The 24,708-nt window shown below is 73.6% G+C and carries 20 protein-coding genes and 1 pseudogene; 12 read left to right on the forward strand and 9 right to left on the reverse strand.

Features of this window, described 5'->3' with window-relative positions; translation table 11 throughout:
* Positions 1-10 precede the first annotated feature (10 nt).
* Positions 11-1,159, forward strand: coding sequence for a mandelate racemase/muconate lactonizing enzyme family protein (locus tag AB0H75_RS26635; protein ID WP_367800589.1), 1,149 nt, complete (start codon positions 11-13; stop codon positions 1,157-1,159).
* A 15-nt stretch (positions 1,160-1,174) separates the two neighbouring features.
* Here the strand turns inward: AB0H75_RS26635 and AB0H75_RS26640 are convergent, their stop codons facing one another.
* The gene (locus tag AB0H75_RS26640) at positions 1,175-1,915 is read right to left on the reverse strand and encodes a FadR/GntR family transcriptional regulator (RefSeq protein WP_367800591.1); all 741 of its coding nucleotides are present in this window, start codon (positions 1,913-1,915) and stop codon (positions 1,175-1,177) included.
* 287 nt (positions 1,916-2,202) lie between these two features.
* Here AB0H75_RS26640 and AB0H75_RS26645 point away from each other — a divergent pair, with 287 nt between their 5' ends.
* The 3 genes from AB0H75_RS26645 to AB0H75_RS26655 are packed head-to-tail and all read left to right on the forward strand — an operon-like array spanning position 2,203 to position 9,209.
* The gene (locus tag AB0H75_RS26645; protein ID WP_367800593.1) at positions 2,203-4,578 is read left to right on the forward strand and encodes a ricin-type beta-trefoil lectin domain protein; all 2,376 of its coding nucleotides are present in this window, start codon (positions 2,203-2,205) and stop codon (positions 4,576-4,578) included.
* A gap of 48 nt (positions 4,579-4,626) precedes the next feature.
* On the forward strand, positions 4,627-7,446 hold the full coding sequence (locus AB0H75_RS26650; RefSeq protein WP_367800595.1) for a carbohydrate-binding protein: 2,820 nt from the start codon (positions 4,627-4,629) through the stop codon (positions 7,444-7,446).
* An 11-nt stretch (positions 7,447-7,457) separates the two neighbouring features.
* Positions 7,458-9,209 carry a ThuA domain-containing protein gene (locus AB0H75_RS26655; RefSeq protein WP_367800597.1) on the forward strand — a complete coding sequence of 584 codons (1,752 nt, stop codon included), beginning with the start codon at positions 7,458-7,460 and terminating at the stop codon, positions 9,207-9,209.
* Between the two features lie 52 nt (positions 9,210-9,261).
* Here AB0H75_RS26655 and AB0H75_RS26660 read toward each other — a convergent pair whose 3' ends face one another.
* From AB0H75_RS26660 to AB0H75_RS26695, 8 genes and pseudogenes are all read right to left on the reverse strand, one after another.
* Positions 9,262-9,849, reverse strand: coding sequence for a hypothetical protein (locus AB0H75_RS26660; protein ID WP_367800598.1), 588 nt, complete (start codon positions 9,847-9,849; stop codon positions 9,262-9,264).
* Entirely contained in the window at positions 9,833-10,240 is a 408-nt protein-coding gene (locus AB0H75_RS26665) for a hypothetical protein (protein WP_367800821.1), read from the reverse strand. Before AB0H75_RS26665 ends, AB0H75_RS26660 begins: the two co-directional genes overlap by 17 nt.
* A gap of 31 nt (positions 10,241-10,271) precedes the next feature.
* A pseudogene (locus AB0H75_RS26670) lies at positions 10,272-10,520 on the reverse strand (hypothetical protein); the annotation flags it as partial.
* A 36-nt stretch (positions 10,521-10,556) separates the two neighbouring features.
* Complete coding sequence (locus AB0H75_RS26675; protein WP_367800600.1) at positions 10,557-10,949, reverse strand: 2,4'-dihydroxyacetophenone dioxygenase family protein; 393 nt, start codon at positions 10,947-10,949, stop codon at positions 10,557-10,559.
* A 115-nt stretch (positions 10,950-11,064) separates the two neighbouring features.
* Positions 11,065-11,547 (reverse strand): S26 family signal peptidase, encoded by a 483-nt coding sequence (locus tag AB0H75_RS26680; RefSeq protein ID WP_367800602.1) that lies wholly within the window; start codon positions 11,545-11,547, stop codon positions 11,065-11,067.
* Complete coding sequence (locus AB0H75_RS26685; RefSeq protein ID WP_367800604.1) at positions 11,544-13,418, reverse strand: ABC transporter ATP-binding protein; 1,875 nt, start codon at positions 13,416-13,418, stop codon at positions 11,544-11,546. The genes AB0H75_RS26680 and AB0H75_RS26685 overlap by 4 nt, the downstream gene beginning before the upstream one ends.
* On the reverse strand, positions 13,415-13,993 hold the full coding sequence (locus AB0H75_RS26690) for a TlpA family protein disulfide reductase (protein WP_367800606.1): 579 nt from the start codon (positions 13,991-13,993) through the stop codon (positions 13,415-13,417). Before AB0H75_RS26690 ends, AB0H75_RS26685 begins: the two co-directional genes overlap by 4 nt.
* A gap of 38 nt (positions 13,994-14,031) precedes the next feature.
* On the reverse strand, positions 14,032-14,565 hold the full coding sequence (locus AB0H75_RS26695) for a MauE/DoxX family redox-associated membrane protein (protein ID WP_367800608.1): 534 nt from the start codon (positions 14,563-14,565) through the stop codon (positions 14,032-14,034).
* A gap of 669 nt (positions 14,566-15,234) precedes the next feature.
* On the opposite strand from AB0H75_RS26695, the gene AB0H75_RS26700 reads away from it, so the two are divergent.
* The 8 genes from AB0H75_RS26700 (at position 15,235) to AB0H75_RS26735 (ending at position 24,666) form a co-directional block, all read left to right on the forward strand.
* Positions 15,235-16,104 (forward strand): spermidine synthase, encoded by an 870-nt coding sequence (locus AB0H75_RS26700; RefSeq protein ID WP_367800610.1) that lies wholly within the window; start codon positions 15,235-15,237, stop codon positions 16,102-16,104.
* Between the two features lie 54 nt (positions 16,105-16,158).
* Positions 16,159-16,299 (forward strand): hypothetical protein, encoded by a 141-nt coding sequence (locus AB0H75_RS26705; protein ID WP_367800612.1) that lies wholly within the window; start codon positions 16,159-16,161, stop codon positions 16,297-16,299.
* A 78-nt stretch (positions 16,300-16,377) separates the two neighbouring features.
* Positions 16,378-17,838: an HEXXH motif-containing putative peptide modification protein gene (locus AB0H75_RS26710; protein ID WP_367800614.1), complete on the forward strand. Its 1,461-nt coding sequence runs from the start codon at positions 16,378-16,380 to the stop codon at positions 17,836-17,838.
* Between the two features lie 5 nt (positions 17,839-17,843).
* Positions 17,844-18,014 carry a hypothetical protein gene (locus AB0H75_RS26715; RefSeq protein ID WP_367800616.1) on the forward strand — a complete coding sequence of 57 codons (171 nt, stop codon included), beginning with the start codon at positions 17,844-17,846 and terminating at the stop codon, positions 18,012-18,014.
* 91 nt (positions 18,015-18,105) lie between these two features.
* Complete coding sequence (locus AB0H75_RS26720; RefSeq protein WP_367800618.1) at positions 18,106-19,068, forward strand: hypothetical protein; 963 nt, start codon at positions 18,106-18,108, stop codon at positions 19,066-19,068.
* An 8-nt stretch (positions 19,069-19,076) separates the two neighbouring features.
* Positions 19,077-20,477 carry a lanthionine synthetase C family protein gene (locus AB0H75_RS26725; protein ID WP_367800620.1) on the forward strand — a complete coding sequence of 467 codons (1,401 nt, stop codon included), beginning with the start codon at positions 19,077-19,079 and terminating at the stop codon, positions 20,475-20,477.
* Positions 20,478-20,555: 78 nt separating this feature from the next.
* Positions 20,556-23,900: a lantibiotic dehydratase gene (locus AB0H75_RS26730; protein WP_367800622.1), complete on the forward strand. Its 3,345-nt coding sequence runs from the start codon at positions 20,556-20,558 to the stop codon at positions 23,898-23,900.
* Positions 23,887-24,666: a cyclopropane-fatty-acyl-phospholipid synthase family protein gene (locus AB0H75_RS26735; RefSeq protein WP_367800624.1), complete on the forward strand. Its 780-nt coding sequence runs from the start codon at positions 23,887-23,889 to the stop codon at positions 24,664-24,666. The genes AB0H75_RS26730 and AB0H75_RS26735 overlap by 14 nt, the downstream gene beginning before the upstream one ends.
* The last annotated feature ends 42 nt before the right edge of the window (positions 24,667-24,708 follow it).

Genomic DNA, 24,708 nt, shown 5'->3' on the forward strand with positions numbered 1-24,708 from the left:
GTATCGCACCATGACGACGGTCCAGGAATGGGGCCGTCCCGTCGGGGACGTCAACGGCGTCTTCGCCGACGGGGCCGTCCCGGTGCCGCTCGTCCTGGTGGACACCGACGAGGGGATCACCGGCGTCGGCCTCGGGCCGCACGTGGAGATCGAGGCCGTCTTCGCCGCGATCGAGGGCGAGGACCCGCGCGGCGTGACGGCGCTCTACGACCGCATGCTGCGGCAGACCTTCAAGGCGGGCCACGCCGGCGCCGTGTTCGGCACGATCGGCGCGCTCGACACCGCCCTGTGGGACATCAAGGCCAAGGCGGCCGGCGAGCCGCTCTGGCGCCTGCTCGGCGGGCGCGACCGGCGGGTGCCCGCCTACGCCTCCGGCCTCGACATCGGCCTGAGCGACGACGAGCTCGTCGCGGTCTACCAGGTCTACGCCCGGCACGGGCTCCGCGCGGCCAAGATCAAGGGCGGCCTCGACATCGAACGCGACCGGCACCGCCTGACGCTGGTCCGGGACGTCCTGGCCGAGGCCGGGCGCGGCGCGCGGCCGGGCCTGATGCTCGACGTGAACGAGGCGTGGACCCGCAAGCAGGCCGTCCGGCACGTCTGCGAGCTGGAACGCACGCTGGATCTCACCTGGATCGAGGAGCCGGTGCGGCGGTGGGACGCCGAGGGGCTGGCCACCGTCGGCCGCGGGATCCGCGCCTCCGTCGCCACGGGGGAGAACCTCACCGGGCTGGAGCAGTTCCGCCCGCTGCTGGCCGCGGGGGCCGTGGACGTCGTCCAGACGGCCGCCGTCTGGGGGGTGTCCCACTTCCTGCGGGTGTCCGTGCTGGCGCACGCCCACGACCTGCCGGTCAGCCCGATCGGCGCCACGCCCGTGGCGCTGCTGCACGCCGCCACGTCGGTGCCGAACCACCTGGCCAGCGAGTTGCAGGACCTGCAACCGCCCCGCGGGCTGTCACTCGACCTGCGCGTCGAGGACGGCGCGTTCGTCCTCGGCGACTCGCCGGGCCTCGGCGTCACGCTCGACGAGCAGGCGATCACCACGTTCCGCCGGCCGGCCGCCAGGGCGGCCGAGAGCCCCAACGTCCGGCCCGAGCACGCGGGGCGGCGGCTGCTGGCGGTCGCCGACCACTCCGCCCCGGCGCGGTCCCCGGGGTGAGCCGGGTCCCGCCTGTCAGTGGGAGGAGAAGAAGAGGCGCTGCTGGATCTCCCTGCGGTAGTCGTCGAGGGTGTTGTCGATGTGCGTGGCCGCGGCCTGCGCGGCCGCCTCGGGATCGCCGGCGCGAATGGCCTGGTGGATGGCGTCGTGCTCCTCGACGGCCTTGGCGGCGTGCCCTCCCACCGAGCCGCGCAGGCCGATGAGGCTCGACTGCGCCTGCAACCTGCGGGCCTCCCGCACGGCGACCTGGAGGAACATGTTGTGCGAGGCCGTGGCGATGGCGGTGTGGAAGGCGTCGTCGCCCTCGTTGAACAGGTCCTCGCGCCCGGTCTCGAAGCCGCGGCGGCACAGGCCGGCCGCCTCCTCGACGGCCCGCAGCTCGGCCGGGGTGGCACGGCGGGCGGCCAGCCGGCTGGTCTCCATCTCCTGCGCCCGGCGGAACTCGAACAGCATGTAGACGTGGTCGAGGTCGGTCGGCAGGAAGAAGGACCCCCAGCGCCCGGTGGCGAACATCCCCTCGTCGTCGGCCACGTAGAGACCGCGGCCCTTCTGGGCGCGCACCCGGCCGAGCGCGGAGAGGATCTTCACCGCCTCGCGCACCATGGTGCGGCTGGTGCCGAGCTGCCGGGCCAGCTCGTTCTCGGTCGGCATGCGGTCGCCCGGGCGCAGGCCGAGCCGGACGATCAGCTCCAGCACCTGCTCGGCCGCCACCTCGTAGCCCGGCCGGTATCCGCTCTCGCGCGGGGTGTCGCTCACCGTGCTCCCTTCTCGCCGTTCCCTGCACGAGTATGACGGATGAGCCGGGCCTCCCCGTGGCACGCTCTTCGCGATGAGTACGACACAGATGAACGGTTCATTCGCGGCACTCGGCACGGGTATGTGAAGCCCTCGACATTCCCGCTGGTGAATCCGGAGCTCGTTCACATGAGTCGTACTCTTTCTGCACGTTCCATGAAATGGATCAGCTTGATCACTTGACGGGCCCCCGTGATCCGCAGGTAATGGGTACGCAGGCCGGCGCCCCTACCCCCGAAGGAACGACTGTGCCCTCACCCTCGCCCGTCACGACGCCGAGACCCGTCCTGATCGGCCTCGTCACCGCCGTGCTGGCCGCGGCGTTCGCCCTCGTTGCCCCAGGCCCACCGGCTCTCGCGGCCACCACGACCCTCTACGCGGCACCCGCCGGCACCGGCACCGCCTGCACCGCCGGCCAGCCGTGCTCGCTGGCCGCGGCGCAGGCGGCGGTCCGCTCGCTGAACGCCGGGATGTCCGGTGACATCGTCGTGGAGCTGGCCGGCGGGGTGTACCGGCTCTCCGCGCCGCTCCGGCTGACCGCCGCCGACTCCGGCACCAACGGCTACTCCGTCACGTGGCAGGCCGCCGCGGGGGCCGTCCCGGTCATCAGCGGGGCCAGGGCGGTCACCGGCTGGTCACTGGCCGACTCCGGCAGGAACATCTGGCGCGCCGACGTGGGCGCCGGGATCGACAGCCGGCAGCTGTACGTGAACGGCGCGCTCGCCACCCGGGCGCGCACCGCCGTCAACCGCTCCGACTTCACCGCGAGCAGCACCGGGATGAGGTTCACCAGCAGCGCGCTGAGCTACCTGAACAACCTGGCCAACCAGGGCCGGATCGAGATGGAGAGCGTCGGCTCGTTCACCGACCGGTACGCGCCCGTGCAGAGCATCAGCGGGAACCTCATCACGATGCGCCAGCCGGCCTGGAACAACAACAACTTCGGGTACGACACCTTCACCAGCCCGCACCGGGCGGGGCCGCTCTACCTGGTCAACGCCTACGAGTTCCTCGACGCGCCGGGGGAGTGGTACCTCGACCCCGCGACCGGCGTCCTGTCCTACATCCCGCTCGCCGGGCAGAACATGGGCGACGTCAGCGTGGAGCTCCCGGTGCAGCAGTCGCTGGTGCAGGTCGGGGGCACCTATGACGCGCCCGCGCACCACATCACGTTCAGCGGCATCACCTTCACCGGCACGAGCTGGCTCGGCCCCAGCGGCGACCAGGGCTACGTGGACCAGCAGACCGGCGCCTACATCGCCGGCAACTGGAGCTGGCCCGCCTTCACCTCCTGCCACGAGGGCTGCCGCCAGTTCGAGGCCACCCGGCCGAACTGGTACCAGATGCCCGCCGCCGTGCAGGTCTCCGCGGCGAACACCATCACCTTCACCGACTCGTGCTTCCTCAACCTCGGGCAGACCGCCATCGGCATCGGCAACGACGCCAACGCGCACGCCAGCGGGGTCGGCCTGGGCGCCGCCGACATCACGGTCACCCGGTCGGAGATCGCCCGCAGCTCGGCCGGCGGCGTCGTGGTCGGCGGCGTGCGCGCCGACGCGCACCACCCGAGCGACCAGCGGATGGTCAACCGGAACATCACCGTCAGCCACAACCGCATCCACGACCTCGGCCTGGACCACCGGGGCATCGTCTCGGTCCTGACCACCTACGTCACCGGCACCGACGTGTCCCGCAACGAGGTCTACAACCTGCCCTACACCGGCATGTCGATCGGGTACGGCTGGGGCGCCAACGAGCCGGGCGGCAGCACCCACTACGCCGACCGCGGCCTGTACGACTTCCAGCCCCGCTACACCACGGCCACCACCGCCTCCGGCAACCGGCTGGTCGGCAACTACGTGCACGACGTCATGCAGCAGATGACCGACGGCGGCTGCATCTACACGCTGTCGTGGAACCCGGGCGCGGTGATCAGCGACAACCACTGCCTGCGGACCAACGGCTGGTTCGGCATCTACTTCGACGAGGGCTCCAGGTACTACACCGTCAGGAACAACGTGCTGTCGAACACCGGCACCTGGGCCACCGCCAACTACTGGTACGGCGAGAACATGGGCAACTTCACCGTCACCGGCAACTGGTCCACCAACGGCAGCACCAACGTGACCAACGGCGACCGCGGCAACGTGGTGAACAACAACGTCACCGTCACCAACGGCGCCTGGCCGGCCGGCGCCCAGGCCGTGATCGCCGCCGCCGGACCCGGGGGCCAGCCCTCGGGCGGCACGGGCGCGCTGCGCGGCGCGGCGTCGAACCGATGCCTGGACGTGAGCGGCGCCTCGCAGGCCAACGGCGCGGCGGTGCAGTTGTGGGACTGTCACGGCCAGGCGAACCAGCAGTGGACCGCCACCGGCGCCGGCGAGCTGCGGGTCTACGGCGGCAAGTGCCTGGACGTGAGCGGCGCCGGGACGGCGGACGGCACGGCGGTGATCATCTGGGACTGCAACGGCCAGAACAACCAGAAGTGGCGCCTGAACGCCGACGGCACCGTCACCGCCGTGGGCGCGAACAAGTGCCTGGACGTCGGCGGCACCGCCAACGGCACCAGGGCCCGCATCTGGACCTGCACCGGCGCGACCGGCCAGAAATGGACCCGCGCCTGACACCCGCCGCCGGCCCGGCAGGTCTTCCTGTCGCAGGAGGGAACCCTCATGACCCGACGTCCGTGGCTCACCTCGCTGACCGCGCTGGCGCTGATCATCCCCGGGGCGCTCGCGCTCGGCGCCGCCCCGGCGAGCGCCCTCGACATCCCGCCGTCCGACTACCAGCAGGTCTCCCTCGCCTCGGGCGGCGCGGAGCTGGGCGAGGCCATGTCGCTGGCCGTGCTGCCGAACCGGTCGGTGGTGCACACCGCCCGCGACGGCACGCTGCGCGTCACCGACGCCGGCGGCAACACGAAGGTGGCCGCCCGGCTCAACGTCTACACCCACGACGAGGAGGGGTTGCAGGGCGTGGCGGCCGACCCCGGCTTCGCCTCCAACCGGTACCTCTGGCTCTACTACTCCCCGCGGCTGAGCACGCCGGCCGGTGACGCGCCGAGCACCGGCACGCAGTCGCAGTTCGACCAGTGGAAGGGCGAGCTGTACCTGTCCCGCTTCACCCTCAAGCCGGACGACACCCTCGACCTGGCCAGCGAGAAGGTGGTCCTGCGGGTGCCGAACGACCGCGGCATGTGCTGCCACGTCGGCGGGGACCTCGACTTCGACGCCGCCGGCAACCTGTACCTGACCACCGGCGACGACACCAACCCGTTCGAGTCGAGCGGCTACTCCCCGCTGGACGAGCGGACCAACCGCAACCCGCAGTACGACGCCCAGCGCTCGGCCGCCAACACCAACGACCTGCGCGGCAAGCTCCTGCGGATCAAACCGCAGCCCGACGGCACCTACACGATCCCCAGCGGCAACCTGTTCCCGCCGGGCACGGCGAACACCCGGCCGGAGATCTACGCGATGGGCTTCCGCAACCCGTTCCGGATGAGCGTGGACCGGGCGACCGGCATCGTCTACCTCGGCGACTACGGCCCCGACGCGGGCGTGACCAGCTCCAGCCGCGGGCCCAGCGGGCAGGTGGAGTTCGACCGCATCACCGGCCCGGGCAACTACGGATGGCCGTACTGCACGGGCACGAACACCACCGCCGAGACCTACAACGAGTGGAACTTCGCCACCGACACCACCGGCCCGAAGTACGACTGCGCGGGCGGGCCGGCCAACAACTCCTTCCGCAACACCGGCCTGGCCACGCTGCCCCCGGCGAAGCCGGCGTGGATCCGGTACGCGGGGGACGCCGGGAGCCCGCCGGAGTTCGGCTCCGGGTCGGAGTCGCCGATGGGCGGCCCCGTCTACCGCTACGACCCGAACCTGGACTCGGCCGTCAAGTTCCCCCAGTCGCTCGACGGGCGGTACTTCGCCGGCGAGTACGGCCGCCGCTGGATCAAGGCGATCGAGGTCAGGCAGGACGGCGGGTACGGGGAGATCGCGGCGTTCCCCTGGTCGGGGACGCAGGTGATGGACATGGCCTTCGGCCCCGACGGAGCCCTGTACGTCCTCGACTACGGCACCGGGAGCAACAACCAGGCGCTCTACCGCATCGAGTACATCGGCGGCGCCAACCGCAACCCGATCGCCAGGGCGTCCGCCGACAGGACGTCCGGCCCGGCGCCGCTCACCGTGGCCTTCTCCTCGGCGGGCAGCTCGGACCCGGAGGGCGGCGCGCTGACGTACGCGTGGAACTTCGGCGACGGCACCACCTCCACGGCGGCGAACCCGAGCAAGACCTACACAGCGAACGGCGCCTACACGGCGACGCTCACGGTCCGGGACCCGCAGGGCCTCACCGGCACGGCGAGCGTGATCGTGACCGTCGGCAACACCGCGCCCACGGTCACCCTCACCGCCCCGGCCGACGGGCAGCTCTTCTCCTTCGGCGACACCGTGCCCTTCCAGGTCACCGCCAGTGACCCGGAGGACGGCACGATCGACTGCGGCAAGGTCACCGTCGCCTACTTCCTCGGCCACGACAGCCACCGCCACCAGATCACCTCCAGGACCGGCTGCTCGGGCTCCATCGCGGTGCCGGTGGACGGCGAGCACGACGCCGCGGCCAACATCTACGGCGTCTTCGAGGCCTCCTACACCGACCAGGGCGGCCTGACCTCCACCAGCGTCCGCACGCTCCAGCCGCGGCACCGGCAGGCCGAGCACTTCGGCGCCCAGCAGGGCGTCCAGACGGCCGACCACGCCACCGCCGAAGGCGGCAGGACGGTCGGCTTCATCGACGACGGCGACTGGATCTCCTTCACCCCGTACCACCTGGGCGACGCGACGAGGATCACCGCCCGGGTGTCCTCGGCCGGCGCGGGCGGCCGGATCGAGGTGCGGGCGGGTTCGGCGACAGGCACCCTGCTGGGGACGGCGAACGTGGCGAGCACCGGCGGCTGGGACACCTTCACCGACGTCTCGGCGGCCCTCGGCGGCGCGCCGGCCGGCACGACGACGCTGTATCTCGTCTTCCGCGGACCGACCGGACAGGGTTACCTGTTCGACGTGGACGCCTTCACCCTCGACACCGGCACCCCGCCCGCGGGCGGCACGAGCGCGCTGCGCGGCGCGGCGTCCAACCGGTGCCTGGACGTGAACGGCGCCTCGCAGGCCAACGGCGCGCAGGCGCAGCTCTGGGACTGCAACGGGCAGCCCAACCAGCAGTGGACCGCCACCAGCGCCGGCGAGCTGCGGGTCTACGGCGGCAAGTGCCTGGACGTGAGCGGCGCCGGGACGGCGGACGGCACGGCGGTGATCATCTGGGACTGCAACGGCCAGAACAACCAGAAGTGGCGCCTGAACGCCGACGGCACCGTCACCGCCGCAGGCGCGAACAAGTGCCTGGACGTCGGCGGCACCGCCAACGGCACCAAGGCACGCATCTGGACCTGCACCGCAGGATCCAACCAGCGCTGGACCCGCGTCTGAAAGGACCACCCATGCTGCGACAGCTCACCCCCGCCGCGCCAGGGCGCGCCGCGGGGAGCGACCGGAGGGCCCCCGTGCTGAGACGCCTGTCCGCGGCGGCGGTGGCGATCACCTTCGCGGCGGCGGCGGCGGTCCATGCCGTCCCCGCCCAGGCCGCCGCCTTCAAGGTGCTGGTGTTCTCCAAGACGGCCGGCTTCCGGCACGACGCGATCCCCGCCGGCATCCAGGCCATCCGCGACCTGGGGAGCGCCGGCGACTTCGCCGTCGACGCCACCGAGGACTCCGCCGCCTTCACCGCGGCCAACCTGGCCCAGTACAAGGCGGTCGTCTTCCTCAGCACGACCGGTGACGTGCTGAACGACACCCAGCAGGCCGCTTTCCAGGCGTACGTGGACGGCGGGGGCGGCTACGTGGGAGTGCACGCGGCCGCGGACACCGAGTACAACTGGCCCTACTACGGGCAGCTGATGGGCGCCTGGTTCAACAACCACCCGGCGATCCAGCAGGCCACCGTGCGGAACGAGGACCGGGCGCACGCCGCGACCGCGCACCTCGGGGCTACCTGGTCGCGTACCGACGAGTGGTACAACTACCGCACCAACCCCCGCCCGAACGTCCGGGTGCTGCAGAGCCTCGACGAGGGCAGCTACAGCGGCGGCGGCATGGGCGACCACCCGATCACCTGGTGCCACCCGCAGTCCTCCGGCCGCGCGTTCTACACCGGCCTGGGGCACACCCAGGAGTCGTACGCCGATCCGGCCTTCCGGACGCTGCTGCTCGGCGGCATCCGGTACGCGGCCAGGGCCGTCAACGCCGACTGCCGTCCCGAGACCGGGTACACGACGCTGTACAACGGCTCGACGGCGGGCTGGTCGCAGGCGGGGCCGGGGTCGTTCGCCAACAGCGACGCCACCCTGACCTCCCAGGACGGCATGGGCATGCTGTGGTACAGCGCCAAGGAGCTCCGCTCCTACTCCCTCAAGCTCGACTGGAGGCTGACCGGCGACTCCAACTCCGGTGTGATCGTCGGCTTCCCGGCCACCAGCGACCCGGCCGCGGCGCTCGACACCGGGTACGAGGTGCAGATCGACGCGACCGACACCCCGGACAGGACGACCGGCGCCGTCTACGGGTTCAAGTCCGCCGACCTCGCCGCCCGCGACGCGGCGCTCAACCCGCCAGGCCAGTGGAACACCTACGAGCTGCTGGTGGAGGGCGAGCGGCTGCAGGTGTTCCTCAACGGCACCAAGGTCAACGACTTCACCAACACCGACCCGGCCCGCTCCCTCCAGCAGGGCTACATCGGCATCCAGAACCACGGGACCGGCGACGTCGTGTCCTTCCGCAACATCCGCGTCAAGGAGCTGACCAGCACCCCGGGCGGCACGGGCGCGCTGCGCGGCGCGGCGTCGAACAGGTGCCTGGACGTCAGCGGCGCCTCGCAGGCCAACGGGGCGGCGGTGCAGTTGTGGGACTGTCACGGCCAGGCGAACCAGCAGTGGACCGCCACCGGCGCCGGCGAGCTGCGGGTCTACGGCGGCAAGTGCCTGGACGTGAACGGCGCGGGCACCGCCGACGGCACCGCGGTGATCATCTGGGACTGCAACGGCCAGAACAACCAGAAGTGGCGCCTGAACGCCGACGGCACCGTCACCGCCGTGGGCGCGAACAAGTGCCTGGACGTCGGCGGCACCGCCAACGGCACCAGGGCCCGCATCTGGACCTGCAACGGCGCGACCGGCCAGAAATGGACCCGCACCTGAGGCGACCGCCCGGCCCCGGCGGCTGACGAGCGCCCGAGCGGCAGCGGGCCTGTCAGCCCAGCAGGTGGTGGCACGCCACGTTGCGCACCCGGGACTCCCACCTGCGCAGGGGGAACAGCTCATCGCACTTCATCCCGAGGAGCGACGAGTCCTGATCGCGCCCGAGGGGCGTCGGCGAGTGCGGGGACGGGTTGCCCGGTCCTCGCCTCGCCCGGGGAGCGGGCCGGGACGGGTGCCGACCGCTCGCGGCGCCGGCCGGCCGCCGTGGCGGTACGAGTTCGCGGCGGCCAGCCGGCTCGTCGGCGCGCGCCCGGTCGCCGGCCGCGCCCACGGGCTTCGTGTCGCCGGCCTGGTCGTCCCGATGGGCCGCCCTGCCCCGGGGTTGGGCGGCCGGCGCCGGGCCGGGAGCGGCGATCGAGGTGCCCGGCATGCTCCCCGGCTGAGGAGCCGCCGGAGCGCCGTCACGGACGACCTCTCGCCGGGCGTCCGTGACCTGCGGCGAGGGGTGCCGCTGCCCGGCGGACGTGACCGACCCCGCGCCCACGGCCACGACGGCGGCCACGACGGCGGCGGCTCCCCCTGCCAGCATCAGAGCCCTCGCGGGCACCCGTCCGCGAGCCCGCTCAATCTTCTTGCGCATGTCCTGCCCCCCGATGCGCCTGATCATCACGCGTCCGCAGCGTATCGGCGCCCCCTCGGCACCCGCTCCGGACTTTGATCTCCCGTGGGCCATTCCCGGGCGGTTCGTTCCCCGGGCCGTCCACCCCGCCGGCGACCGCGCGAGTCCGGCCGGCGGCTTCGACGTGCTCGGTGCCGTGGCGGGCCGCGAGCTGGACCACGAGCAGCCCGATCGGGCCCAGCCCGAGGACGGCGACGCTCTCGCCGGGACGGATCCCGGCCCGGCGCACCGCGTGCAGCGCGACGGCGGCCGGCTCGAACACCGCCGCCTGCTCCAGCGAGACCGCGGCGGGCAGCCGGTGCAGCATGTACGCGGGCACGGTGGCCCGCTCGGCCGGCCCGCCGTGCCCCATCAGCCCGGCGAACCGGTCTCGGCCGCCGGCCGAGCGCGTCCGACAGGCGGCCGGCGAACATGCCGGCCAGCGCCCAGGTGAGCGCGAGCACGCCGGACAGCGTGCCGAGCTCGGCGTTGGACAGGCCGAAGTCCTCGTCCATGTACGGGGCGAGGAACGCCGGCGTCTGGCGGTCGAAGAAGACGAACCCGAAGGACAGGAAGAGGATGACGAGGAGCCGGATCTCGTACCGGTCGGCCGTGCGGGCGTCCGGCGCGGCGATGGAGGGGGCGCCGGTCATGACGATCTCGCTTCGGGAAGGGGGGCGCGCCTGGGCTCAGCGGAACAGGGAGTTGACGTAGTCGGCGCCGATCCCGGCCTTCTCGTAGTGCTCGCGGCACATCTTGATGTAGGCGTGCACGTCGAAGAAGCCGTCGGGCTCGCCGTTCTCGTCCAGCCAGATGAGCGGGCCCTTGACGATGAAGAACGTCTTCATCGGCTCGCCGCTGTCGTAGGCGACCAGCGTGTGGCCCTCGCCCGGCGCCTCGTGGACGAAGTCGCCGGCGGTCGCCGTCCAGGGCCGCTCCAGGTAGCCCCACGTGCCGGAGATCGTGTACGCGAACACCTCGTGCGGGTGGTAGTGCCGGTTGACCAGCCCTGCCTCCTTGGCCCGCAGGATGCCGGCCCAGCTGTTGTCCTTCCAGAACTCTCCGGTGGGCATGTCGGGCATGTGAACGACCCCTTTCGTGGTGTGTTTCCCGGAAGTGAATCCCGGAGGGGCCGGTGCCGTCTTTCCCGTGGAGGACCTCTTCGCTTGCAGATTCGGGACATCCCGCGGCGCGCCGTCATCGGATCGCGGGCCCCGGGAAGGGAGCCCCCGCCGGCCTTCTGAGGGCGACGCCGAGGATCCGGTCGGCGGGGTAGGGGCCGCTGAGACGGGAGTCGTTGCTCGCGTCGTTGTCGCCGAGGACGATCAACGTGCCGTCGGGGACGGCCCGCAGGGTGCCCGCCGCCTCCCGCGCCGGCGGGGGGATCGGGTCGCCGGGGAGCGCCGCGACCCGTTTGACCTGCCACCGCGTCCGCGCCGGCAGCGGGGCGAGGACCGTGACCTCGGGGGAGACGGGGACGCGCGGCGGCTCCAGGACCACGATGTCGCCGACCTTCAGCGCGGCGATGCCGCACCGGCGTACGAGAAGCTTCTCGCCGGGGTGGAGGGTGGGCGTCATGCTGGTCCCGGACACGGTGACGACCACGACGCGCCGCCGTACGAGGACGGTCGCCACCAGGGCCGACGCGGTCACCGCCAGCGCGGCGGCCAGGGCGATCACGGGATCGGGTGCGGCTCGTGGCCGCTGTCGTAGCCCGACGCCTGCATGCGGAAGAGCCGGGCGTAGGTGCCGTCGTACGCCATCAGCTCGTCGTGGGTGCCCTGCTCGGTGATGCGGCCGCCGTCGAGGACGGCGATGCGGTCGGCCATCCGCACCCCGTTGAGCCGGTGGGAGATGATCACGCTGGTGGTGCCGTGGCGGTGTTCGACCAGCCGCCGGTGGATGGTGTGCTCGGCCTCGGCGTCCAGGCCGGAGCTGGGCTCGTCCAGGACGAGCAGGTCGCGGCGGCCGCGCATCAGGCCGCGGGCCAGGGCGATCCGCTGCCACTGGCCGCCCGACAGGGTCATCCCCGTGGTGGCGCCGTCGGAGTCGGAGCTCATGAAGAACATCCGGCTCAGCAGGGTGTCGTAGCCGTGGGGGAGGGCGGCGATGGTGGCGTCCACCTCGGCGGAGGCCGCGGCGGCGCGGATCCTGTCCCGGTCGTGCAGGGCGGGCAGGTCGCCGATGCCGATGTTGTCCGCGGCCGTGAAGTCGTAGTTCATGTGGTCCTGGAAGACGGTGCCGATGCGCTCGCGCAGGTCGGCGACGGGGATGCGGCGGATGTCCACGCCGTCCCAGCTGATCGAGCCCCGGGTGGGCTCGTACAACCGGCACAGGAGCTTGACCAGGGTGCTCTTGCCGGCGCCGTTCACGCCGACCAGGGCCAGCAGCGAACCGGCCGGGATCCGCAGGTCCACCCCGCGCAGCACCCAGGGTTTGTCCGGGTCGTAGCGGAACCACACGTCGCGCAGCTCGACCGTGCCCCGCAACGGCGGCGCGGGCACCGGGTGGGCCGGGGTGGCCAGGTCCGGCTCGGCGTTGAGGACGGCGAGGTAGTGGCCGAACTGCAGCAGCGCCTGATGCGCGCCGGCAAGCTGGGCGACCAGCCCGGACAGCCCGGTCTGCACCCCGGCGACGGCCGCCACGAAGACGATCAGGTCTCCGGGGGTCAGGAGACCGGCGCGCGCTCGCAGGACGCCCCAGACCAGGCCGGCGCCGGAGACGGCGGCGGTCAGCGCGGCCAGCGCGAACTGGGTGCGGAACACCCGGCGGTCCAGCCCTCGCTGCGCGGCGTTGACCTGGCGCAGCTCGCCCAGCATCCGCGAGCGGACGAAGTCCGCCAGACCGAACAGCCGGATCTCCTTGGCGGCCGTACGGTCGATCATCAGCTGGGAGTAGAACACCTGCCGCCGCTCGTGCGGGCTGACGGCCCACATCGTCCGGCCCCGCCTGGCGCTCAGGCTCAGCTCGGCGGCGACCACCGGGACGGCCGAGGCCAGCACCACCGCGGCCATGACGGGGCTGACCGCCAGCAGCGAGCCGGTGAACCCCAGCATGGTGACCACGGTACGCACGCCGCCCAGCGAGGCCTCCAGGATCATCTGGGGCGACATCTCACCGGCTTGCTGGGCCAGCCGGATCCGGTCGTGGAAGACCGGGTCCTCGAACCTGGACAGCCCGGCCAGGCGGGACAACGCCGCGTACAGCCGGTCCCGGCTGCACAGCCGGACGGAGCGGCCCATCTCGGCATCGACGTAGTGGAAGAGGTGCGGCAGGGCCGCGGCGACCAGCCCGAGCCCGGCCAGCAGCGCGCTCTGCCCGACCAGCCAGCCGACGGACCGCTGCTGCCCGAGCAGCTCATCCAGGATCCGCTTGGTCAGCCACGCGACCGCGACCGGCGTGGCGCCCATGACCAGGGCCCCGACCAGCTGCGCGGCGAGCAGCGCGGGGCCGGCCCGCCAGGCCAGCCGCAGCGCGGTCCCGCACCGTTCCCGCCAGCTCGATCCGCCCGCCGCGTCGTCACCCGCGGCCCGGCCTGCCGCGCGCGTCACGCCGGGACGGCCCGCTGCGAGCGGGCCAGCGTGGCGATGCCGCCGGCCCCGGCCCGGATCGTGCCGTCCTGTCCGAGCAGGGCGTACAGGGGCCAGCGCCGCACGCCGAACGCGGTCGCCAGCGGGCCCTCCAGCGGTTCGATCACCACGCGGGCCAGCGGCGAGACGGCCTCGACGATGTCCGCGGCGTCGTCGGCCGATCCGGAGATCACCACCAGGTTCCGTTCCCGCCCGCCCGGAGAGGCCGCGGCGTGATCGACGAAACGGGGAAGCTCTTCGTGGCAGGCCAGGCAGTCGGGGGAGAAGAACGCGACCAGCAGCGGGCCTTCCACCCCGCTCACCCCGGCCGGGTCGCGCAGCACGATCTCGGTGCCGTCCAGCGTGGTCGCGGTGAAGTCGGCGACCCGCGCCCCCGGCTCAGGGAGCAGCCGGCGCTCCGCGAGGTTGTCCATGCCCCCGCCTGCCCATTTCTCGTCGTACTCCCGCAACCGGCGCAGGACGGCCAGCATCAGCAACAGATTGAGCCCGCCCAGCACGCCGGCCACGACGACCGCCGCGGTCAACACCACGTCCATCGACCCCTCCTCCTCCGGGCGGTCCGGCTCCGACGCCTTCAGCGAGGAAGGACCGCCGCCACAAGATCGTCATAGGAGATGACCAAGGCGGCCAGGAGCACCGCCACGAACCCGGACAGCAGCAGGGCCGCCGGGTCCCACCCCGCGGCACCCAGCGCGGTGGCCGGCGAGGCCCCCGTGACGCCCAGCGCCACGACCGACAACAAGATCGCGTTGCGTACGAGGTGCCGCCTGCCCAGCGGCTGCGCCGAGGCCCCGAAACACCGGCAGCTCGCCGGCGTGCCCCGCCGCAGCGCCGCGCCGATCGCCATCGTGAAGGCGGCCAACAGCGCCGCCCCGGCCGCCAGGCCCGCGAGTGCCGTGACATCGGCCACCAGCAGCACCGCCGTGGCCAGCTCACCCGTGATCACCGCCGCGGCGACGGCGGGCCGCCGGCGCGGGCTCACGCCGAACGCCCCCAACGACGCCCGGAATTCAGCCCGGGCACGCCGCCCCCGCACTTTGCTCACCGCCGCGGCGAGAAAGACCACCGCGAGCAGTATCCGGCAGGCGAAGCCGATGTAGGCAATCATGTTCCGGTTCCCTTCCGCCGGGCGCGGTGGTCGGAGTTCGATTTCATGGCGATCGGCCGGCCCCGATAAGGGGCGAGCGCGGCTTGAATTCTGCTTGATCGCGCACGGCGGTGCGGGACCAAGCAGAATCTCAAGAATTAAAGCCCGCCGGCGAGCTGGTCAGGCGCAACAGCCCGAGACCACTGAGTCGCAGTTGCTGTAGGTGATGATCAGCGTTTTGGGAAATACCTGCCCGGGCGGGCCGCATTTCTGGACCTTGCACCATCTCTCGTACTCGCACCCTCCCGCGCTGGCGACCGCCTTGGGCGCGAGGAGCGTGAGGAGCCTGTCGCCGATGGACGCGAAAGCAGTTCTCATGCCGTGCCACCTCTCCGTGTTCGTTCTCGTCCGCTCTTCTTCGGAATTATCGAGGTGAAGGTCGCGCATACAAAGGACACGAGGAGGACATCTGCCGGGCATTCATGTCGTGCCGCGCCGCGGGCGGGCGAGCGGTTCAGGGGCCGATCGCGTGGCCGGAATGTCCGGTGAATGGCCTGCCGATGGCCTGGATCGAGCACTCCCGCCCGGCCAGGCTGTGCATGGCACGGGCCCGTCGGGCGCCGGAAATCGAGTGCCGGGAAGGTGCGTCGCTTGATGACTGTTCATGAACCACCCAGGGACGCGGTAAGCGTGCCGACCGACTTCGGGACGGTCGATCTGGTGCCGAAACCCGAGCGCCCGGGGTTCTGGGTGCTGTTGCTCGACGGTTTTCCGCAGTCCTATGTGGACCTCGCCGACCCGCGTCACCTGACGTTCAGGTACGTGCGGTGGCTCGCGTCGATCGCGGACCGGGTCGCGGCCCCCGGCGCGCCGATCAGGGCGCTGCACCTGGGCGGCGGAGGTCTCACGCTCCCGCGGTACGTGGCCGCCACCCGGCCGGGGTCGGCTCAGCTGGTGGTCGATCGGGACGCCGCGCTGATGGAGACGGTCAGGAGGGTGCTGCCGCTGCCGTCCGACGCCGCGGTGGAGATCCGCGTCGCGGACGCGCGGGACGCCATGCGGTCCGCGCGCCCGCGAGCCTACGACCTCATCGTCACCGACGTGCTGATCCGGACCGGGGTGCCCGCGCGGCTCACGAGCCTGGAGTTCGCCGCCGCGGTGGCAGGAGCACTGGACCAGGGCGGGCACTACGCGCTGAACATCCTGGACTCGGCACCCTTCGCGTTCGCGCGCCGCCAGGTCGCGACCTTGCGCGCGGTGTTCAGCGAGGTGTGCCTGCTCTGCGAGCCGGAGGTGCTGAACGGCGAGCGGATCGGAAACGTGCTGCTCGCGGGCGCGAACCGCGGCCCGCCGGCGTGGCGGCCGGGCGGGTGGGCCGGGCGTGCGCCCGCTCCCGTACGGCTGCTCAGCGGCGGCGAGCTGGACCGCTTCGCCGGCGACGCCCGGCCGGTGACCGACGCGGACGCGGTCGACTCGCCACCGGCGGTGCCTCGGGCCCGCGCGGGCGGCGACGGCGGAGCCGGCCACGACCTGCACCCGCGGCGCACGAAGCCGATCTGAAGTACCCGACCCGGTGGCTAGCCTGCGCTACACCGACGATCCCGAAGGAGACTGGTGACCATGGCATCACTGCCCGATCCCCGCGAACTCATCCGTTCCGGCGAGCCGATCGAGGCGCCGGCCGTGACCTCGGACAACCCGGCCGAGCGCGGCTGGGACCCGCGTGACCGCGGCCCGTACCGGCCCAGCGCGTGATCCGGTGGCCGGGTGCCGCCGGGCACCCGGCCACCTTCCGGACGAGCCCATGAGCATCGGGAAGGAAGGTGGTTCCGCATGACGCGGCGCGACGTCTGGCAGGAGGTCGAGCGGCTGCTCGGCACGGATCCGGAGTACGGCGACCCCGCCGCGATCGAGCGGCGCCTCCTGGCGCGGCTGCGCGTCGGCCTGACCATGCTGGCCGATCTGGGGCCGCGGACGTCCGGGGCGGTGCGGCGGTGCGCGGCCTCGTCCGACGCGGACCTGCGGGTGATGAGCCGCGACCCGGTGTTGCGGAACGCGTTCGAGAGCGACCTGCGGGCCGTGACCGCGCAGCCGGACGCCGACCCGCTCCTGCCCGCCCTGCTGCCGGCGGACGGCGGCTACGCGGTGAGCCGGGCGGCCGGTGCGGCCGGCGGCCCCGCCTGGCGCTCGCCCGGTTCCGCCTGGGTGTGGACCGAGGTGGGCCGGCGCGGGGGCGACCCCGTCGCCGAGCGCCTGTGGTTCCTGCTCGGCGAGCAGTTCCCCGACCGGTCGGCGACCGTGCCGATCGAGCCCTCCGCCGCCGAGCTCACCGTGATCGAGGAGGCGGCGGACCTGCTCACGGCGCTGATGCCGGCCGTCGGACCGGGCGTCCTGGCGAACATCGGCATGGTGGGGCTCGCGCGGGACGAGGGGGCGGACGGGCCGCTGCACTCCGTGGCCGGCGGGGACCGCTTCCCGTCCACCGTCTTCATCGCGCCGGAGAAGCTCCGGAACGTCTGGGACGCGGCGGGGGCGCTGCTGCACGAGGGCCTTCACCTCACCCTCTTCGAGATCATCCGGTGCGGCGCGGTGGTGCCGGACCACGTCGACCCGACCTCGGACGTCGTGCCGATCCCGTGGCGGCGGGAGGCGTGGTCGCTGATGCGGGTGCTGTTCGCCCTGCACGTGTACGTCCATCTCGCCGTCTACCACGGCCTGGCCCGCTCGGCAGGCGCCGGGATCCGGCGGCGGTTCGGGGAGCCGCCGGCGGACGCCGCGCTCAGCCGCGCGACCTTCGGCGGCGCGCGCTACGCGACGCCCGAACTGCGCGCCCGCCACCTCGCCGAGCAGCTCGCGCGGCGGTCGCAGCTCTTCACCGCCTACGGCAACGAGCTCGTCGCATGGCTGGTCAGGGCTCTCGGCCTGCTCGCGCCGGCCGCTCCCGGCGACCGGGCGGGCACGACCTTCCAGGCCGTCGCCCCGGTCGCCGCCGTGCCGCTGCCGGAGCAGCGACGGCTCGTCGTCGCGCTCGCCGACCCTCCACGGGTGCGCTGGCTCAACCCCTCCGCCTGGCTGGCGTACAGCCTCTGCGACGGCCGGGACGGCGCGGCGATCAGGACGGAGTACGCCGAGTCGGTCGCCGGCGCCGTCCCGCCCGCCGAGGCGCTGCGCCAGGCGGACGCCGCCCTCCTGGCGCTCGTGGACGACGGCATGGTCGTCGCTCGCCACGAGGAGCCGCGAGCTTCCCTTCGCACACCATCACGCCCTACCGGGCACGACACAGAAGAAAGGTGACCGCTGTGACCGTCACGCAGACCGACGAACCCACGATCGACGACCTCGACGAGTTCGACCTGGATCTCCAGATCTCCATCCTGCCCGAGGGAACCCAGCCCGTCGGACGGCACACCCACTGGCACTCCTGCGTGCCGTGCGTCTCGATCACCTCGTGGGCGAACAAGTGCTGCTGAGCACCAGGTGACCCGCCCGTCGCGACCCCACCGCCCAGCCGGTCGCGACGGGACGGCCCCGGCCGGCGACCAGCGAATGAGAGGTGTCCCCATGCCCGCAGGGCGGGTCATAGCAGTCTCCCCGCGAAAGAGCGGAACACATCTCCTGCAGGAGCTGATGATCCTGCTCGGCTACCACACCGACGGTGAGGCGGTCCCGCCGCGGGAGGCCGTGGTGGCGTTGAGCCTGCGCCAGCGGATCGAGCTGGCCGAGCAGTACATGCATCCCGACGCGGTGGCCAAGCTCGACCACCGCGCGGACCGCGAGGGGTTCGTCCAGGCCACCAACCTCCTGTGGTTCCAGGTCGCCGAGCTGTGGCGGGCCAAGCTCGCCGCGGGCAACGTGTGCCACACCAAGCTGGCCCACCCCGAGCTGGACCAGCCCGTGCCGATGCATCCGCAGGCATGGGGGCGGCCCTTCGCCACCACTCCGCCCGGCATCTGCTGGACGTTCCACGCGCTCGACATCTGGCGGATGGACCCCGCGTTCTTCAGGGAGTGGGCGGGCCCGTCGGGGCCGCGCCTGGTCCTGGGCCACCGCGACCCGCGTGACACGCTCGTCTCGATGGCGGCGTTCCTGTCGGGCGAGGGCGGCCACCCGCTCGGCCGCCAGCCCGAGGCCGCCGTGTTCCGCCCGATCCTGCGGAGCCTGCCGACCATGTCCGAGCGGATCACCTACCTCCTGCGCGACCCGGCCGTCCCGCTGCTGCCCGACTTCGACGCCGCCGTCAGCCTGTTCCACCATCCGGACGTGTGCGCCGTGTCGTTCGAGGAGCTGATCGGCGAGCAGGGCGGCGGCAGCGCGGAACGCCAGCTCGCCGCGGTGCGGCGGGTCGCCGAGCACGTCGGGACGGACATCGACCCCGAGGTCGTCGCCCAGAAGGTGTTCAACCGCAACGCCTACAGCTTCCACCGCGGCCGGATCGGCGCCTGGCGGGAGGTGTTCACGGCGGAGCACCATCGGCTCTTCGCCGCCCGGTTCGGCCACCTCCTGGAGATCTTCCACTATGACTGACACCGAGCATGACTGACACCGAGCTGCTGCCCGCCGCGACCCTGCTGCCCGCCGCGACGGCGTCGAGGGCCCGCGAGGTCGCGGTGGAGATCCTGCACCGCCTCTGCGACAGGGAGCTGGTCGTCGAGGCGGCGCGGGCGGCCTCGGCGACGGTCGGCCGCCCCGTGTGGGAGCCCGGCGCGGCGCTGTACGCGGGCGCCGCCGGCAGCGCGCTCGCCTTCGCGCACGCCGCCCGCGCCTGCCCGGACTCCGCCGGCCACTGGTGGGCGCAGGCTCACCAGTGGATCGCGCTGGCCGCCGCGAGCACCCGCGAGCGCCCGCTGCGGCGTCCCGGGCTGTCGCTCGGGACCGCCGGCATCGCGCTCGCCGTGGCCGGATGCGACGAGGACGACCGGTACGCCAGGACGCTGCGCGGCCTGGACGCCCGGCTGGCCGCACAGCTCGACCGGTCCGGCCCCTCCGCCGGCCGCGCCCTGACCGTGCACGACTACGACGTGATCAGCGGGCTGTCCGGGATCCTCGGCTACGCCTGCCGCCGGCCCGCGAGTGCCACCGTGCAGCGGATCGTCGCGTTCGGCGTCGAGCGCCTCGTCGCCCGCTGCGCCACCGGCGACCCCGGCGGCGGGGCGCTCAGCACCTCCCGGTGGACGCCCTGGCGGATCGCGCCGGAGAACTACGGACGGGAAGGGGAGCGGGAGCTCTACCCCCACGGCTACGTGGACCTCGGCCTGGCCCACGGCGTCCCGGGGCCGCTGGCGGCGCTCAGCCGGGCATGGCTCGCCGGTCACCGGGCCCCCGGCCTGCGCGAGGCGATCCGCGCCCTCGCCGGCCAGCTCGTCGCGGCCTCCTGGCAGGGCGAGCACGGCCGCGCCTGGTCGCGGGTCATGCCGTTCGACGCGGCGGGCGAGATCGCGCCGCACCCGCGGCGGCCGGCCGATCCCGCGTACTGCTACGGCGCCCCCGGCGTCACCTCGGCCCTGCTCGACGCCGCCGAGGCGCTCGGCGACGCATCCGTACGGGCCGTCGCGATCGAGGGTTTCGAGGCCGCCCTGCGCCAGATGGAGGCACGCCCGCGCGGGACCGGCCCGGGGCTGTGCCACGGGCCGGCGGGAGTGCTGCTGATCTGCGGGAAGTTCGCCACGCGGACCGGCAGCGCGGCGGCCGGCGCGGCGCTGGGACGCCTGGTCGAACGGCTGCTCGGCGGCTGCGACCCGAACCACCCCCTGATCGTGCGGGACCACAAGCCGCAGGCGGCCGGCGAGCCGGGCTCGGCGCTCGCAGCCTGCCCCGGCGGCGCCTGGATCGACCACCCCGGACTCCTGGACGGCGCGGCGGGCGTCGCGCTGTCGCTGCTGTCGGTCGCCGGGCGGGTGCCGCCCCGCTGGGCCCGCGCCCTGCTGGCCGCCTGAACCCGGGCCGGAACGGCCGGCGAGCACGGCGTCCGGCGAGAGCGCGGAGGCAACCCGAGAGCAAGGAGAACCAGCCGCATGGCACACCCCGGCAGCGGGCAGGCGCAGCGCACGAGCCTGTACACGGCATCGGAGCTGTTCATGCTCCGCGCACCCGTGCTGCCCGCCGACACGCTCGTCAACACGTTCACCGACCCGCCGGCCGACCCGCCGGCCGACCCGTCGGCCGACCCGCCCACCGACCCGCCCACGGACCCGCCCGCCGACCCGCCCGCCGGGAGGGACGCGCTGGCGCGGGCGCGCGACCACGGCCGGCGGGCCCTCCGCGAGCTGGCCGCCTCGCCCCGCGTCGCCCAGGCGATCCGGGTCGCGAGCCCGGATCTGGCCGCCGCACTGTCCGCACTGTCCGCGCCGTCCGCACTGTCCGCGCCGTCCGCGCTCGACGGCGCCGGCAGGGCCGCGAACCGCCGGCACGCCGCCCTGCTCCGGTACCTAACCAGGATGTCCACCCGGCCCACCCCCATGGGGCTGTTCGCCGGGGTCGCCACCGGCACGTTCAGCGGCGCCCCCGGAGCCGGCGAGATCGCGACGCTGGCCGCCGACCCGGTACGGGCGACCCGGACCCGGGCCGACAACGTCTGGCTGGCCCGCGTGACCGACCGGCTCGGGAGCGACCGGGCCGTCCGCGACAGCCTCGGCGTACGGGTGAACGCGCTGCTGCACCGCTTCGGCACGCGGATCGTCCTGTACGGCCTCGACGACCCGGACCGGGCCGCGTACCGGCGGATCGAGCTGGCGGCCGGCCGCCCGCTCGCCGCGGCGCTGGAGCTGGCGGAGCACGTGCCGACCTTCGGCGAGCTGGCGGCCGGGCTGGCCCGCCGCTTTCCCGCCACGCCCCCCGAGCGGATCGGCCGCCTGCTCGACCAGCTCTGGGACCTGGGCATCCTCCTGCCCGACCTGCTGCCCGCGCCGACCGAGCCGCTGCCCGAGGTCCACCTGGCCAAGCGCCTGACCGGCCAGGGCGTGCGCGGCGACGTCCTCGACGGCCTGACTCGCGTGCGGCGGCTCGCCGACGAGGTGGACCGGCACGCCGGCCGGGCCGGGCCGGCGGCCGTGGCCCGGCTGGAAGCGTGCCAGCGCGCGATGACGCCGGGCTTCACCGGCCCGACGTTCCAGCTCGACACGGCGCTCGCGCTGGAGACCGCGACGCTGCCGGCGGAGATCGGCGCGGCGGCGGCCGAGGCGGCCGAGCTGCTGGTCAGGCTGGGGTGCGCCTGGCAGCGGCGGCCGCACGTCGTCGACTACCACCACGCCTTCCTGGAGCACTACGGCGTCGACGCGGAGCTGCCGCTGCTCGACGTGCTCAATCCGGAGACCGGCCTCGGGCCGCCCGCCAGGTACCGCGAGCCGTCCCTCGGGCGCCCGTGGCCGCGGCAGCCGGAGCCCGAGCATCCCGAGCGCGACCGCGCCCTGGTGGAGACGGCGGTCCGCGCCTCCCGTGACGGCCTGCTCGCGGTGGAGCTCGACGACGAGCTGCTCGACCGGCTCACCGTCTGGCGTCCTGACGACGCGCACAGCCGGCCGCGTACCTCTCAGGACGTCTTCTTCGAGCTGGCCGCCGGCTCGCCCGAGGCGATCCGCGACGGCCGGTGGCGGCTGGTGCTCAACACCATCGGGAGCTACGGGGGCTGGCAGGCGTTCGGGCGGTTCTCCGACCTGCTCGACGAGGCCGCCGTGGCCCGGATCCGCGCCCAGCAGCGGCTGGAGGAAACGCTGCGCCCGGACACGGTGTTCGCCGAGCTCAACTACGGGATCAGGCACAACCGCAGCGGCAACCTGGCCGGCCATCACCCCACACGCGACCACGAGGTGTGCGTGAACGCCGAGCCCACCGGGCCGCCGGTGCGGCGCATCCCCCTGGCCGACATCGTGCTCGGCGCCACCGCGGACCACTTCTTCCTGAGGTCCGTCTCGCGGGGCCGCCCCCTGTCGGTCAGCCAGACCCACGCGGTGAACGTCGCCCAGGCGCCGAACGTCTGCCGCGCCCTGCTGGAGTTCTCCGAGGACGGATACACCCCGGCGTGCATGTTCGACTGGGGCGTCGCGGCCGGCGCGCCCTTCCTGCCGCGGCTGACCCGGGGCGCCGTGGTGGTGCATCCGGCCCAGTGGACGGTCACCGCCGCCACCTTCCCGGCCGCCGGGGACCAGGACGGCTTCTTCCACGCCTGCCGGAGGTGGCGGCGCCGGTGGCGGGTGCCCCGTCACGTCTACCTGACCCATCGCGACAACCGGCTGCTGCTCGACCTGGATCACCCGCTGTGGGTGGACGAGCTGCACCGCCAGGTGACCCGGCCGGGCGAGCCGATCCGCCTGCTCGAGGCGCTTCCCGGGCCCGGCGACCTGTGGCTGCGCGACCGGGCGGGGCGCCCCTACCACGCCGAGCTCGTCGTGCCGCTGGTGCTGCGCGACCGTACGCGGATGCCGGAGCCGAGCCTCCCCCGCGCGGCCACGCCCCCCGCCGTCACGCGCCGCTGGCTGCCCGGCGACGAATGGGTCCACCTGAAGCTGTACGCGGCGCCGGACCAGCACGACGGGATCATCGCCGGGCCGCTGCGGGCGCTGCTGGCCGACCTCGGCCGCCTGACCGACCGCTGGTTCTTCATCCGGTACGCCGACCCCCTGCCGCACCTGCGCCTGCGGTTCCACGCCTCCGACCAGGGCCTGGCCGCCGAGGTCGTGTCCTGGTGCGCGGCCTGGGCCCGCGGCCTCGTCCGCGCCGGGCAGGCCACGGATCTCGCGTTCTGCAGCTACGACCGCGAGGTGGAGCGGTACGGCGGCGGGCACGCGATCGACACGGTGGAGACCGCGTTCTGGGCCGGCAGCGAGGTCGCGGCCGACCTGGTGCGCCTCCTGCACGCCGGGCGCGGCCGGCTCGACCCCGACGTGGTGCGGGTGGCCGCGCTGCACGAGCTGTACGCGGCCTGGGGCGCCGTCCCGCACCCGCACGACGGCGCGGCGTACGTGACCGACGCGGCCCGCGGGCGCTTCCGCGAGCTCCGGCCGCTGCTCTGCGAGGTCCTCGACCCCGGGGAGCGCCGTCCCGACCCGCGCGCGGCCGAGTACCGGGCCGTGCTGCGGCCCGTGTTCGCCCGGCAGCGGCAGCCGCTCGCCGACGCGGGCCGGCGCATCCGCGAGCTCGCCTCCCTCCGGCTGCTGACCGGCACCGAGCGGAACGTCGTCGAGAGCCTGGCGCACGTCCAGTCGATCCGGCTCGCCGGGATCGACCGCGACCGCGAGCGGCTGTGCCGGGCACTGTGGTCGCTCAGCCGGCGCGCGATCCGCAACCGCCCCGCCGCCGGCCCGGCCGGCACGGCACCGGCATCCCCCGAACAGGATCGGAGCACCCGAATTGCTGGCCGATGACGCGGACCCGGAGCTGGCCGCCGAGAAGCTGATCCATCCCCAGTTCCCGCGCTCGGCGTCGTACGACCCGCTCTGGCAGGGCCGGTACGCCGACGGCCCCAACCCGCTGTGGCTGGCCGAGTCGCTGACCGACCTGATGGACCTGGCCCCGGGCATGCGCGTGCTGGACCTGGGCTGCGGCTGGGCGATCAGCTCGATCTTCCTGGCCAAGGAGTTCGGGGTCGAGGTGGTGGCCGCCGACATGTGGCTGCGTCAGGAGACCTGGCCGCTGATCGTCGAGGCCGGCGTGGAGTCGCAGGTCATGCCGGTCCGGGTCGAGGCGCACGACCTGAGGTTCGCCCGCGGGTACTTCGACGCGATCGTCAGCCTGGACGCCTACCAGTACTTCGGCACCGACGACCTCTACCTCGGCTACCTGCAGCAGTTCCTCGCCTCCGGCGGCGTGCTGGGCATCGTGGTGCTGGGGGTGACCGAGGAGCTGGACGGCGGGCCGCCCGGGCACCTGGCCGACATGTGGACCTGGGACCACAAGGCGTTCCACAGCCCGGGCTGGTGGCGCGACCACCTGGAGCGCTCGGGCCCCGTGACCGTGGAGCACGCCGACCTGGTGCCCGACGGGTGGAAGCACTGCCTGCGCTGGCAGGAGCTGGCCGCCCTGGCTGCTCCGCCGCGGGCGCGCCCGGCCTGCGCCGAGTGGGCCCGCAGGCTCGCCGTGGACGCCGGCCGTACGATCGGGTGGCCGAGGATCGTGGCGAGGAAGGACTGACGGCCACGCCGCCGTACCCGTCCGCACCGTACCCGTCCGCAC

It is taken from the genome of Nonomuraea sp. NPDC050783 (genome assembly GCF_040802095.1).
Taxonomy (GTDB): Bacteria; Actinomycetota; Actinomycetes; order Streptosporangiales; family Streptosporangiaceae; genus Nonomuraea.

What these genes read in the sequence shown, in the direction of transcription:
- AB0H75_RS26695 (WP_367800608.1), bottom strand. Translation starts at nt 14,565, where the DNA reads ATGATTGCCTACATCGGCTTCGCCTGCCGGATACTGCTCGCGGTGGTC.
- AB0H75_RS26710 (WP_367800614.1), top strand. Translation starts at nt 16,378, where the DNA reads ATGACGCGGCGCGACGTCTGGCAGGAGGTCGAGCGGCTGCTCGGCACG.
- AB0H75_RS26730 (WP_367800622.1), top strand. Translation starts at nt 20,556, where the DNA reads ATGGCACACCCCGGCAGCGGGCAGGCGCAGCGCACGAGCCTGTACACG.
- AB0H75_RS26690 (WP_367800606.1), bottom strand. Translation starts at nt 13,993, where the DNA reads ATGGACGTGGTGTTGACCGCGGCGGTCGTCGTGGCCGGCGTGCTGGGC.
- AB0H75_RS26635 (WP_367800589.1), top strand. Translation starts at nt 11, where the DNA reads ATGACGACGGTCCAGGAATGGGGCCGTCCCGTCGGGGACGTCAACGGC.
- AB0H75_RS26655 (WP_367800597.1), top strand. Translation starts at nt 7,458, where the DNA reads ATGCTGCGACAGCTCACCCCCGCCGCGCCAGGGCGCGCCGCGGGGAGC.
- AB0H75_RS26660 (WP_367800598.1), bottom strand. Translation starts at nt 9,849, where the DNA reads ATGCGCAAGAAGATTGAGCGGGCTCGCGGACGGGTGCCCGCGAGGGCT.
- AB0H75_RS26675 (WP_367800600.1), bottom strand. Translation starts at nt 10,949, where the DNA reads ATGCCCGACATGCCCACCGGAGAGTTCTGGAAGGACAACAGCTGGGCC.
- AB0H75_RS26650 (WP_367800595.1), top strand. Translation starts at nt 4,627, where the DNA reads ATGACCCGACGTCCGTGGCTCACCTCGCTGACCGCGCTGGCGCTGATC.
- AB0H75_RS26665 (WP_367800821.1), bottom strand. Translation starts at nt 10,240, where the DNA reads ATGGGGCACGGCGGGCCGGCCGAGCGGGCCACCGTGCCCGCGTACATG.
- AB0H75_RS26720 (WP_367800618.1), top strand. Translation starts at nt 18,106, where the DNA reads ATGCCCGCAGGGCGGGTCATAGCAGTCTCCCCGCGAAAGAGCGGAACA.
- AB0H75_RS26725 (WP_367800620.1), top strand. Translation starts at nt 19,077, where the DNA reads ATGACTGACACCGAGCTGCTGCCCGCCGCGACCCTGCTGCCCGCCGCG.